This is a genomic window from Nisaea sp., assembly GCF_017640745.1.
GTDB lineage: Bacteria > Pseudomonadota > Alphaproteobacteria > Thalassobaculales > Thalassobaculaceae > Nisaea.
This window is the reverse complement of the sequence record NZ_JAEPQA010000007.1, coordinates 127668-139411: the sequence shown is the minus strand read 5'-3', so window position 1 is coordinate 139411 and position 11744 is coordinate 127668. Positions and strand designations below refer to the sequence as shown.

The 11744-nt window shown below is 64.1% G+C and carries 12 protein-coding genes; 3 read left to right on the top strand and 9 right to left on the bottom strand.

Annotated features, from left to right (window positions below; translation table 11 throughout):
• From JJ959_RS07495 to JJ959_RS07470, 6 genes are all read right to left on the bottom strand, one after another.
• Positions 1-978: Ppx/GppA family phosphatase (locus JJ959_RS07495; RefSeq protein WP_292881596.1), on the bottom strand; the 978-nt coding region annotated here is incomplete at its 3' end.
• Between the two features lie 3 nt (positions 979-981).
• Positions 982-3126 (bottom strand): RNA degradosome polyphosphate kinase, encoded by a 2145-nt coding sequence (locus tag JJ959_RS07490; RefSeq protein ID WP_292881594.1) that lies wholly within the window; start codon positions 3124-3126, stop codon positions 982-984.
• A gap of 175 nt (positions 3127-3301) precedes the next feature.
• Positions 3302-4084, bottom strand: coding sequence for an SDR family oxidoreductase (locus tag JJ959_RS07485; RefSeq protein WP_292881592.1), 783 nt, complete (start codon positions 4082-4084; stop codon positions 3302-3304).
• A 44-nt stretch (positions 4085-4128) separates the two neighbouring features.
• Positions 4129-4845, bottom strand: a complete 717-nt coding sequence (locus tag JJ959_RS07480) for a DnaA/Hda family protein (protein ID WP_292881590.1) — start codon at positions 4843-4845, stop codon at positions 4129-4131.
• 18 nt (positions 4846-4863) lie between these two features.
• Positions 4864-5952: an AI-2E family transporter gene (locus JJ959_RS07475; RefSeq protein WP_292881588.1), complete on the bottom strand. Its 1089-nt coding sequence runs from the start codon at positions 5950-5952 to the stop codon at positions 4864-4866.
• Positions 5953-6000: 48 nt separating this feature from the next.
• Positions 6001-7272, bottom strand: coding sequence for a DUF2066 domain-containing protein (locus tag JJ959_RS07470; protein ID WP_292881585.1), 1272 nt, complete (start codon positions 7270-7272; stop codon positions 6001-6003).
• A 111-nt stretch (positions 7273-7383) separates the two neighbouring features.
• Between JJ959_RS07470 and purM the strand changes: the two genes are divergently transcribed.
• The 3 genes from purM (at position 7384) to JJ959_RS07455 (ending at position 9378) form a co-directional block, all read left to right on the top strand.
• Complete coding sequence (gene purM, locus JJ959_RS07465) at positions 7384-8484, top strand: phosphoribosylformylglycinamidine cyclo-ligase (RefSeq protein ID WP_292881583.1); 1101 nt, start codon at positions 7384-7386, stop codon at positions 8482-8484.
• Positions 8481-9149 carry a phosphoribosylglycinamide formyltransferase gene (gene purN, locus JJ959_RS07460; RefSeq protein ID WP_292881581.1) on the top strand — a complete coding sequence of 223 codons (669 nt, stop codon included), beginning with the start codon at positions 8481-8483 and terminating at the stop codon, positions 9147-9149. Before purM ends, purN begins: the two co-directional genes overlap by 4 nt.
• A 91-nt stretch (positions 9150-9240) precedes the next feature.
• Positions 9241-9378 (top strand): aa3-type cytochrome c oxidase subunit IV, encoded by a 138-nt coding sequence (locus tag JJ959_RS07455; RefSeq protein WP_292881578.1) that lies wholly within the window; start codon positions 9241-9243, stop codon positions 9376-9378.
• Between the two features lie 70 nt (positions 9379-9448).
• On the opposite strand, the gene ndk is transcribed toward JJ959_RS07455, so the two are convergent.
• The 3 genes from ndk to JJ959_RS07440 all read right to left on the bottom strand — a co-directional run bounded on the left by ndk (position 9449) and on the right by JJ959_RS07440 (position 11736).
• Entirely contained in the window at positions 9449-9871 is a 423-nt protein-coding gene (ndk, locus tag JJ959_RS07450) for a nucleoside-diphosphate kinase (RefSeq protein ID WP_292881575.1), read from the bottom strand.
• 157 nt (positions 9872-10028) lie between these two features.
• Positions 10029-11246: a MalY/PatB family protein gene (locus JJ959_RS07445; RefSeq protein WP_292881573.1), complete on the bottom strand. Its 1218-nt coding sequence runs from the start codon at positions 11244-11246 to the stop codon at positions 10029-10031.
• 40 nt (positions 11247-11286) lie between these two features.
• Positions 11287-11736, bottom strand: a complete 450-nt coding sequence (locus JJ959_RS07440) for a DNA polymerase III subunit chi (protein ID WP_292881570.1) — start codon at positions 11734-11736, stop codon at positions 11287-11289.
• Between the last annotated feature and the right edge of the window lie 8 nt (positions 11737-11744).

The window sequence follows — 11744 nt, the reverse complement described above, 5'->3', positions numbered from 1 at the left end:
CATGCAGCTCTCGATCAACGGATCCCGCGCCTGCTCGCCCTGCGGCAGGCGATCGTAGAGACAGCCCTCGCGCAGACCGAACGACGAGAAGACGACCTGCCTTGCACGTCCAAGCTCGATCAGCCGCTTCAGCACCAGCGCCGTGATCGGCAGCTTGTCGACGCGCCGCTTGGAGATCGCGTTCAATGCGCGCATGTCCTTGCGGCCCATCTTGGTGATTTCCTCGAGGAACCTGGAGGCCTCGCCCGCGCCGATCGCGTAATTGTGGATCACCTCAAGCGGGTAATCGGTCAGCTCCATATGAGCCCGCGCCAGACTCCGCCAGGCGCCCCCGACGGCATAGAGATCCCGCCCTTCCAGGGCCCCCAGCCACTCGACGCCCTTCAGGATTTGGTCGATCCGGTCGGCCATCGCATCCTGCGTCTGGGCCGTCAGTTCTCCGAGACGGAGCGGCCCGAGAGGGGTCGTCTCGAAGCGGCGCGCCTGCCCGTTCTGCACATCGACCAGTTCGAGACTGCCGCCGCCGAGATCCCCGACCACGCCGTCCGCCTGCGGAAAGGCGCTGATGACGCCCAGCGCGGAGAGCCGCGCCTCCTCGTCACCGGAGAGCACCGTCACCCGGTGCCCAAACCGCTCCTCGATATCGGAAACAAACTCGTCGCCGTTGGTCGCGTCCCGGACGGCGGCGGTGGCGAGTACGCTGATGTCCTCCACGCCCATACCGCGGGCGATGGTGAAGTAGCGCTCAAGGTTTTCCATCGCCGAGCGGACGCCCGGTTCCGAAAGATGTCCCGTTTCCTGCAGACCGGCTCCCAGACCGCAGAGGGCCTTCTCGTTGAAGAGCGGGATCGGCATGCGCCCGTCGGCCTCGAAAACCACGAGCCGGACCGAGTTCGATCCAATGTCGAGAACGCCGACAAGGCCGGGATGATCGATATGGATCCCGGCTTTCCACTCAGGGGAGAATGTCTCTGACAAACGTTATTCCGCGCCGCTCAGCTTCTTGGGCATCTCGTTTGACCGCTTCAGGGCACTGCCGCGGCCGGACAGGCTCGGATTGGTCATGAAGTAATTGTGTGCCGAGAAGGCGCCCGCATCCGCCGCCACGCGGACATAGCGTCCATCCGGCTGCGCGATCCAGGAATTCGTCTCGTCCTTCAGGTTCGCGACCATGATCTGGTCGAGCACCTGCCGGTGCACCGTCCGGTTCTCGATCGGGACGAAATGCTCGACCCGCCGGTCCAGGTTGCGGGGCATCCAGTCGGCGGAGGAGATGTACACTTTCGCCTGATCCGAGGGAAGCTTCCGTCCGTTGCCGAAGCAGAAAATCCGGGAATGCTCGAGGAAGCGCCCGACGATGCTGCGGACCTGGATATTCTCCGACAGCCCCGGCAGTCCGGGTCTGAGGCAGCAGATGCCGCGGATCACCAGATCGATCTTCACCCCGGCACTGGAGGCCTTGTAGAGCATGTCGATCATGTCCGGATCGACCAGCGAGTTCATCTTGCCCCAGATCGCAGCCGGCTTGCCTTCCTGTGCGAAAGCGATCTCCGCTTCGATCAGGTCGTGCAGCTTCTGGCGCATGGTCAGCGGCGAGAGCGCCAGCTTGTCCATTTGCTGCGGCGTCGCGTAACCGGTCATGTAGTTGAACATGCGCGCGGCGTCGCGGCAGAGCACCGGATCGCAGGTGAAGAAGGAGAGGTCCGTGTAGATCTTCGCCGTGATCGGATGGTAGTTGCCGGTTCCGAAATGCACGTAGTTGCGGAGCCCGTTGCCTTCGCGGCGGACCACCAGCGAGATCTTCGCGTGGGTCTTGAGATCAACGAAACCGTAGACCACCTGGACGCCGGCCCGCTCCAGATCGCGCGCGAGACGGATATTCGCCTCCTCGTCGAACCGGGCCTTCAGCTCGACCATCGCGGTCACGGTCTTGCCGGATTCCGCAGCCTCGATCAGCGCACTGACGATCGGGCTCCCCTTCGAGGTGCGGTACAGCGTCTGCTTGATCGAGACCACCGCCGGATCGGCCGCCGCCTGACGCAGGAACTGCACGACGACGTCGAAACTCTCATAGGGATGATGGACGACGATGTCCTTGGCACGGATCGCCGCCAGGCAATCCCCGCCGAAATCGCGGATCCGTTCCGGGAAACGCGGGTTGAACGGCTTCCAGAGCAGGTCCGGCCGTTCGCCGACGATGAGCTGGGAGAGATCCGCCAGCCCGACCATCTCGTCCAGCGTGAAGAGATCCTCCGGCGCGACTTTCATTTCCTCGATGACGAAATCGCGCAGGAAATCGGGCATGTCCCGGTTCATCGAGAGCCTGATGACGTTGCCTCTCCGGCGCCGCTTCAGGGCGGATTCGAAGGACAGCACAAGATCTTCGGCCTCTTCGTCGATCTCCATCTCGCTGTCGCGCAACACGCGGAAGATACCGTGGCCGGAGACCTCGAAATTCGGGAACAGCTGATCGGTGTATTTGATGATCACCTGTTCGATTGCGATGAAGCGGATATCGTCGCCCGGAAGCCGCACGAACCTGTTGACCTGGGCTGGCAGCGGCAGCAGCGCTTCCATGTCGATCCCGTTCGACGGGTTGGTCAGCTGCAGCGCGAGACAGACGCCGCCGTTTGGCAGGAACGGAAACGGATGCGCAGGGTCGATGGCGAGCGGCGTCAGAAGCGGGAAGATATGGTCGATAAAATGTGTATCGAGCCATTTGGTGTCCGCCGCCGTCAGATCGTCGGCGCCAATCAGGTGAAAGCCCGCCTGCCGCAGTTCGCCGAGCAGCTTGGTGAGATACTTCTGCTGCACGGCGATGAGTTCGGCGGCCTTTTCCGCGATTGCTATGAGCTGGTTGCCCGGCGACAGACCGTCGGCGCTCGTGGTCGCTACACCGGCATTCACCATGCCCTTCAGACCGGCGACACGGACCGTATAGAACTCGTCCAGGTTCGACGCGGAGATCGAGACGAAACGCAGGCGTTCAAGCAGCGGGTGGGCCGGATTGTCGGCCTCCTCGAGCACACGATGATTGAAGCCCAGCCACGAGAGTTCCCGATTGAAGAAACGCTCGGGCGACGCGGCATCGACAGGCACAATGTTTTCCGGCTGACTCTCGCTCACGAAATCGCCTCCTGGTCTTCACAGCCTCGCGGGACCTGACAGCGCAAGCAGCGCTTCAATGCTGTCTTAACACAGGTCGGCCCGGGATATGGAATATCCCGGGCCGGAAACTAGTCACGTCATGTTGCAGTTCGATGACGGTTTTCCCCTTCTCCCGGGGAAAGCCGCCCCGCTCCTAGAGCGTGCTGCGGAAGGCGCCGCCGTCCATCAGCAGGTTCTGACCGTTGATGTAGCCGGCATGGGCGCTGCAGAGGAAGGCGCAGGTCTGGCCGAACTCTTCCGGCGTACCGAACCGGCCCGCGGTGTGCTGGGCCGCCTGCTCTGCATAGAAGGACTCGAAATCCTTGCCGGCCTTCTCTGCCTGCAGCTTCATGTTGCCCCGCAGCCGGTCGGTGTCGAACGGGCCCGGCAGCAGGCCGTTGATCGTGACCCCGTCCTTCGCGACCTCACGGGCGATGCCGGCACAGAAGCCGGTCAGGCCGGCGCGGGCGCCGTTGGAGAGGCCGAGGATCGCGATCGGCGACTTCACGGCACCGGAAGTGATGTTCACGATGCGGCCGAACTTGCGCTCGATCATGCCGTCGACCGTCGCCTTGATCAGCTCGATCGCCGTGAGCATGTTGGCATCGACCGCCTTGATCCAGTCGTCGCGGGTCCAGTCGCGGAAATTGCCCGGCGGGGGACCGCCCGCATTGTTCACCAGGATGTCGAGCTGCGCGTTGAACGGCGCCAGCGCCTTCTCGCGGCCTTCCGGTGTGGTGATGTCGCAGGCCACCGCATGCACGGTGACACCGGTCGCAGAACGGATCTCGTCCGCCGCGGCCTCGATCGCTTCCGGCGTGCGCGAACAGATGGTGAGGTCCACCCCGTTCTCAGCCAGCGCCATCGCCGACGCCTTGCCGAGACCTTTGCTCGACGCGCAGACGAGCGCTTTCTTCCCTTTGATTCCCAGATCCATGGATAGTGCTCCGTTTTGAGTGTTTTTCTTGTTCCCGTCGGGCGCTAGCGCGCTCCCCGAGCCTCCAGAACCCGGCGCGCGAGCGGCAGCGTGATCCGGCGTCCTTCGGCAAGCGACATGGCATCGATGGCTTCCACCATCGCCTGCGCCTCGAGGAATGATCGTTCCATGCGCCCGACCAAAAAGGCCAGAACCTCTTCAGCAACGAACAATTGCCTGTCACGAAAGAGTTTGTCCATCACGCCGGTGATCAGCGCATCGTCCGGATCGCTGATCGCGACTGCCGGCAGGGCGGCGAAACGCGACTTCACGTCCGGCGGCGTCAGTGCCATCCGGGACACCGGCGTGCGGGACAGCACGAGCAGGGCGCCGCGGCGCTCCACGATCATGTTGTAGAGGTGGAACGCCGGCACGCCGGGCAAGCTCTCATCCACATTGTCGAGCACGGCATAGCGGTTGTCGCCCAGCAGCGCAGGCAGCACGGCGACATCGAGATCGGATGGCCGCAGCATCACGGCTTCCGCCTTGCGCGCCCAGACCTCTGCAAGGTGCGATTTTCCGCAGGCCGCCGGACCGTGGACATTCAACCCCCAGGTGGCGTCGGGCCAGGCCGGCCAGGAATCGATCCAGGCCGTCGCCGCCTCGTTACAGCTCGAGACGAGATACTCCCCCCGGTCATAGGCCGGGCGATGCTCGAGCGTCAGCGGCAGCTGTCCGCCCTCGCCGCCCACGAGGCGCGATATTTGATTCCGTTCCGTCATTCTGTCCCGCTGGTCCGGTCAGTGGCCGTCGTTGCCGGTGTCGTCATCCGCCGGCGGTATGCCATGTAGATGGAGTGGACTGGTGAGATATCTAGAGAGCGCGAACCGGGTCAGCACCCCGATGACCGCCGCGACAGGCACCGCGATCAGCACGCCGAGGAAGCCGAAGAGCGCCCCGCCGGCAAGCAGAGCGAACATCACCCAGACGGGATGAAGGCCGACCGCGTCGCCGACAAGATTCGGGGTAAGGAAATTTCCTTCGATCGCCTGTCCGATTACGAAAACCCCCGCGACGATGGCGACCGGCGTCAGGCTGTCGAACTGCAGCGCCGCGAGACCGATGCTCAGAAGCCCGCCGAAAATCGATCCGACGAACGGAACGAAGGAGATCAGTCCGGCGAAGAGGCCGATGATCACACCGAAATCGAGCCCCGCGACCGTCAGGCCGACCGCATAGAAGCCGCCGAGGATCAGGCAGACCGAGCCTTGCCCCCGCACAAAGGAGGCCAGCGTCCGGTCGATGATGCTTGCCTGCTCCCGGATCGTTTGCGCCTGCGCCCGCGGAAGCCAGCCGTCGACCGCCGCCACGATGTGATCCCAGTCCCGGAGCAGATAGAAGGCGACGATCGGGGTGATGACCAGAAGCGACAGCAGGTTGGCGACAGCTGCGCCGCCGCTGAGCAACTGCCCCGCGAAACTCAGCATCCATTTCCCCGCCTGAGCCGCGATCGCCGGCAGATCGAGGCTGTCCGCCCCGCCATTGCCGAGCCAGGCCCGCGCCATGTTGAGCAGAGGTTCCGCGGTAACGGAGAGCCGTTCGAGATAGTTCGGAAGGGTCTTCGCGAGTTGCACCGCCTGGGCCTGGATCAGCGGGATCAACAGAAGCAGAAGCCCTGTACCGGCGAAAAAGAAGCCGAGCAGGACGACGGCGGTGCCGACTGTCCGCGACATCTTCAGCCGTTCGCACCGGTCCACCAGAGGATCCAGAAAATAGGCGATCGCCATGCCCGCCGCGAACGGCACCAGCACACTCTTCAGAAAGTAGATCGCCAGCAGAAAGGCGGCGAGCAGGCCTGCCCAGAAGGTGAGCCGTTCACGCTGGGTCATGGCGCGTTCCGATGCGGCAGGAAGGAATACCGGGCGAGAGACAGGGCATCACTGCACCAGAGGCGGGAGAATGAGCGGTTGCGCCGGAGCGGGCGCCGGCTCGGGGGACGGCGGCAGAACCGGCTGCAGCTGTTGCGCCGGGCGGTATTTCTCCGGCAACTCCGTTCCTTCCTTATAGAGGATCCAGTTGTCGCTTATTTCCTCGAGTGCAAAGCCTCTCTGCTTGAGGGCCAGTGCCAGCTGGTCCGCGTCGCCATTGATCCAGACGTCGATCAGGGCTTCCGTGCGGGATATCCGGAGCATTTCGCGGCGCGAGATCGAGGAGACACCGTCCAGCCCCTTGCGGACCTCCAGCCAGTAGTCGAAAGACGACACCGGAACCAGCACCGTCACCCGTGTCTCCAGACCCGGACTAATGAGGTTCTCGGTTTTCCAGGCTTCCTGAATTTCCGACGCGGCAGCCTTCGCGGCAGCCGACAGAAGATCCGACCCGGCAGCACCCGCATCCGGCGCAACGGTGCGGATCAGCGACTGACCGTCCGCAACTCCGCCGACATAGATCAGGTTCAGCTCAACCGCCTGGGCGCCTGCATCCGTGGTCACGGTCCTCGCATTGGCGATAACCGCCTGCGCCGCACCATAGCGAGCCCCAATGGTCTGGATTGCTTCCCGGTCGACAAGCACGGCCTGCACCGCCGAAATGTCCCTGATGTCGGCGAGATCGCCGTAGGGGACGGTGATCGGAACCAGGCCGTCCCCGCTTCCCCGGTCGAGCCAGGCGGCAAGCCAGGGGCTTTCCTCTTCCCAAAGCAGCGGCTTGCGGCCGTCGTTATAGACCGGAAGGATCAGTACCGGACGTGAGGCAACCTCCGCATAGGCGATGCCCCGCGCCGCGAAAAACTGCCGCACGGCGACCGGGTTGAAGCGGAAATTGAGCGATCCGAGATAGCGCACGTCTGACGTGCGTTCCCGCGCGACCTCATAGCCCACCGTAAGCCCGAGAAGCTCCTCGTCCGACAGGACCGGAAGCTGAGCGGCATTGCTCTTCGGAACGAGGCGGTCCACCAGCCGCCGCCAGGCATCCCGGCGGCCCTGGATGATCGCCTGTGCCTGGGCATCGGCAGCCGTCGCGGCCTGGACATCGACGGCGACACCGCGCACTTCGAAGACCCTGTCGTCATCCGACTGCGCCCGCGCCCCGGCCACTGCTCCACTCACCAGGAGCGCTGCCAACGCCAGCATCCCGATACATCGCCGCGTGGCCTCGCCCGCTCCCGCCGGAAGCCGGCGCCAGTGCATATTCGTGATCAGCTCAAACATCCCTGAACTCTCTGGCCTGCAGCCAAATCCGCTTGCGGTCCAAGCGCCCCCGTCATAAACCCTCACCCGGGCAGAAAAATGGCACCCGGCACTGCCCGAGTCTTATACCGGATGGCTGAGGAGGAGACCATAACAGGCCTCGACAGATCCAACCGCCCCCTGACCTACAAGGATGCGGGCGTCGACATCGATGCGGCGGACCGGCTCATCGACTTCATCAAGCCGCTGACGAAATCCACGCGACGGCCCGGCGCGGACGGATCGATCGGCGGATTCGGCGGTGTGTTCGATCCGAAGGCCGCCGGCTTCAAGGATCCGGTCTTCGTCGCCGCCACCGACGGCGTCGGAACGAAGCTTCGTCTCGCGATCGACACCGGAATCCATTCCGGCGTCGGCATCGACCTCGTCGCCATGTGCGTGAACGATCTCGTCGTGCAGGGCGCTGAACCGCTGTTCTTCCTCGACTATTACGCCACCGGCAAGCTGGACGTCGAGGCGGCGCGCGCCGTGGTCGCCGGCATCGCCGAGGGCTGCCGCGAGTCAGGGTGCGCGCTGATCGGCGGCGAGACCGCCGAGATGCCCGGCATGTACGAGGACGGCGATTTCGATCTCGCCGGATTCGCCGTCGGCGCCGCCGAACGCGAAAACCTGATCCTGGAGCCGCGTGCGGAAGCCGGCGACATCATGCTCGGACTCGCCTCCTCCGGCGTGCATTCGAACGGCTTCTCTCTTGTACGCCGCATCGTCGAGCGCTCCGGCCTTGTATGGTCCGACCCGGCGCCGTTCGATAAAGCACGCTCGCTCGGCGAAGCGCTGCTCGAGCCGACCCGGATCTATGTGAAATCCTGCCTCGCGGCCCTGAAGGCCGGCGGCGTCACGGGTTTCGCCCATATCACCGGCGGCGGCCTGCTGGAAAACCCGCCGCGCTCCTATTCCGAGGCCATCGCCGCCGAGATCGACGTGACGGCCTGGGACCTGCCCCCGGTCTTCCGCTGGCTGGCCAAAACCGGCGGCGTCCCCGCCGCGGAACTCGCCCGGACCTTCAATTGCGGGATCGGCATGACTATCACCGTCTCGCCGGACAAGGTGGACGCCGTGACCGAGGCCCTGACCTCAAATGGCGAGACCGTCTACCGGATCGGCCGCCTGGTCGAGCGGGCGGAAGGCACGCCGCCCGTCGCCATCGCCGGTCTCGGAACCTGGCCCGCGTGAGCAAGGCGCGGCTCAGGGTCGGCGTTCTCGTATCGGGCAGCGGCAGCAACCTGCAGGCGCTGATCGATTCCTGCGCCGCCCCGGACCATCCGGCGGAGATCGTCACGGTGATCTCGAACCGGCCGGGCGTGAAGGCAATCGACCGGGCCGAAGCGGCCGGCATCGAAGCGGTGACCGTCGATCACAAGGCCTATCCGGACCGCGAGAGCTTCGATGCCGAAATGCAGCGCGCGCTGGATGCCGCCGGAGTCGAGTTCGTCTGCCTCGCCGGATTCATGCGGCTGCTGACGACCGGCTTCGTCGAGCACTGGGCCGGCCGGATGATCAACATCCATCCCTCCCTGCTGCCGTCCTTCAAGGGACTGAACGTACAGCAGCGGGCGATCGATGCGGGCGCGCGCTTTTCCGGCTGCACCGTGCATTTCGTGACCCCGGAAATGGATGTCGGCCCAATCATCCAGCAGGCGGTCGTGCCGATCCATCAGGACGACAGCGCAGAGAGCCTTTCGGCGCGCATTCTGGAACAGGAACACCGGATCTATCCGGCCAGTCTGCGCTGGATCGCGGAAGGCCGGATCCGGATCGAGGGCGAGCGGGTGCTGCTCGACGGCGCCGCGCATCCGGCCTCATCGATGCTCAACCCGGCGCCGGAGACTGCAAGATAGGGCCTTGGCGCTCACGGCGCGGTGATTTATACAAATTTCTGAACAAGCGAACCGGGCCACGTGCCCGGCCGGGTATCCCAACGGAGGTAACATGGCTGGAAGCAACGCGCAGTCCGATGGCGACTACATCGAACACAAGCAGAATTACGAAGGTTTCATCACCCTGCTGAAATGGTCGACCGTCAGCGTCGTCATTCTGCTGATCCTGATGGCGATCTTCCTCGTCTGAGGAAACTTCCTGCCGAATCAAAAAGGGCCGGTCGAACTGACCGGCCCTTTTCGTTTGCCTGATACCAGGATCAGCCGACGATTTCGTTGCCGCTGAAGAACTGGGCGATCTCGATCGCGGCGGTTTCCGCGGCGTCGGAGCCGTGCACGCTGTTCTCGCCGATGGACTTCGCATAGGCCTTACGGATGGTGCCTTCGGCGGCTTCCGCCGGGTTGGTCGCGCCCATCACTTCACGGTACTTGGCGATCGCATTCTCGCCTTCGAGCACCTGCACGACGACCGGACCGGAGGTCATGAACTCGACGAGCTCGCCGAAGAACGGACGCTCCTTGTGCACCGCATAGAAGGTCTCGGCCTGATCCTGGGTCATCCGGATTCGCTTCTGCGCGACGATGCGCAGGCCGGCTTCTTCGATCATTTTGTTCACGCCGCCGGTCAGGTTCCGCTCGGTGGCGTCCGGCTTGATGATGGAGAAAGTGCGCTGAATGGCCATCGTGTCTCTCTTCTGGTTCCGCCGGGAGGCCGGAGCCGCCCGCGAGATGCGATTGAATAAGCTAAACGGGCGCAAAGGCGCCCGGCGCGCGCCTTATAGCGGGCCCGGCGAAACGGGGCAAGCCGGGCGATGGCCCGCCTCCCCCCGGAAATGCCGATTATTTGCGGCGTTTCGCGACCGCGCGCTCGATACGTTCCAGCGCTTCGGTGAGGATGGACCGCGGGCAGGCGATGTTGATGCGCTCGAAGCCGTCGCCTTCGGAACCGAAGACATAACCCTCGTCGAAGAGGACTTTCACTTCCTCGTGCATCATTGCTTCCAGCTCGAGCTTGTCGAGCCCGAGGCCACGGCAGTCGAGCCAGACAAGATAGGTCCCTTCCGGATGGATCACCTTGATCTCGGGGATGCGCTCGGCGACGAAGCTCTCAAGGAAGTTCGCGTTCCCGCTCAGATAGTCGAGCACCTGGGAAAGCCATTCCTCGCCCTCGTTGTAGGCGGCCTTGGTCGCCTCCAGGCCGAAGGTGTTCATGCCGCCGATACCCGACGCCCCGATCTCCTTTACCAGCGCTTTGCGGTGCGCCTCGTTGGAGACGATCATGTTGGAAGTGTGCAGGCCGGCGAGGTTGAAGGTCTTGGACGGCGCGGTGCAGATCACCGAATTGTCCATGAACGCGCGGCCGAGCTTGCCGTAAGGCACGAAAGTCGAGCCGTTGAGCATCAGGTCGCCGTGGATCTCGTCGGCGATGACCACCACGCCGTGCCTGTTGCAGATCTCGCCGAGGCGCCGCAGCTCCTCTTCGGTCCAGACCCGCCCGACCGGGTTATGCGGGCTGCAGAGGATGAGGAGTTTGGTCTTCGGATCTGCCGCCTTCGCCTCCAGATCGGCGAAATCCATGCGGTAGACGCCGTTCTCCATCACCAGCGAGTTGGAGACGACCTCGCGGCCGTTGTTCTCGATCGCATAGGTGAAGGGATAATAGACCGGACGCTGGATCAGCACCTTTTCGCCGGGCGCGCTGAGCGCGCGAACAAGCAGGTTCAGTGCCGGCACCACGCCCGGCGTGTTGACGATCCAGTCAGGATCGACCTTCCAGCCGTGCCGGCGTTCCATCCAGCCGGTCACCGCCTCGTTGTAGTCCGGGGTGCGGACGACATAGCCGAAGATCGGATGGTCGATGCGCTTGCGCATGGCGTCGAGGATCGGCTGGGCGACCGGGAAGTCCATGTCGGCAACCCACATCGGCAGGGTGCGGTCGTCGCCGAGGGACGGGTCGGTGCCCTCCCAGAGCTCGCGCTTGTCGCCGCGCCAGTAGATCTGCCATTTGACCGAATGAGTACCGGTCCGCCGGATTTCCTGATCGAAATCGTATTTCACCTGTTGCTCCAGGGTTTCTGGTTGTCGTTTCTGCCGGCGGTCAGCCGGCCTTTTCCCATCCGCCGGCATCCGTCTGCCGCCAGTAGGCAAGCGTGTGACCGGAATCCTTGTAACTCTTCCAGCGCGTGCGCGCCGCCGCGACCGCCTCGTCGTTGCGGCCGTCGAAAAGTTCGAACACGCGCTCGAAATTCCCGACATGGCCCGACGTTGCCCCATCGGTCAGGAAGAGGAACCGGGCGCCGTTCGGATTTTCGTCCTCGACGGTCAGCCAGACCGGCTGGTCCGCGGCATGGCCGTCCTTCTCGCTGCCATGCGGCAGCCAGCTGTCCGGATCGTAGGACCAGAGATGGGCATTCAGATCGGCGACCCGTTCCTCGCTCGAGGCCATCACGACGACGCGCGCCTCTGCCTGAAGCGACTTTTCGAGCAGCTTCGGCAGAGCCCATTCAAGGGGACGCGCGGTCAGATGGTAGAAATTGATGTCCGTCATCGGAGCAA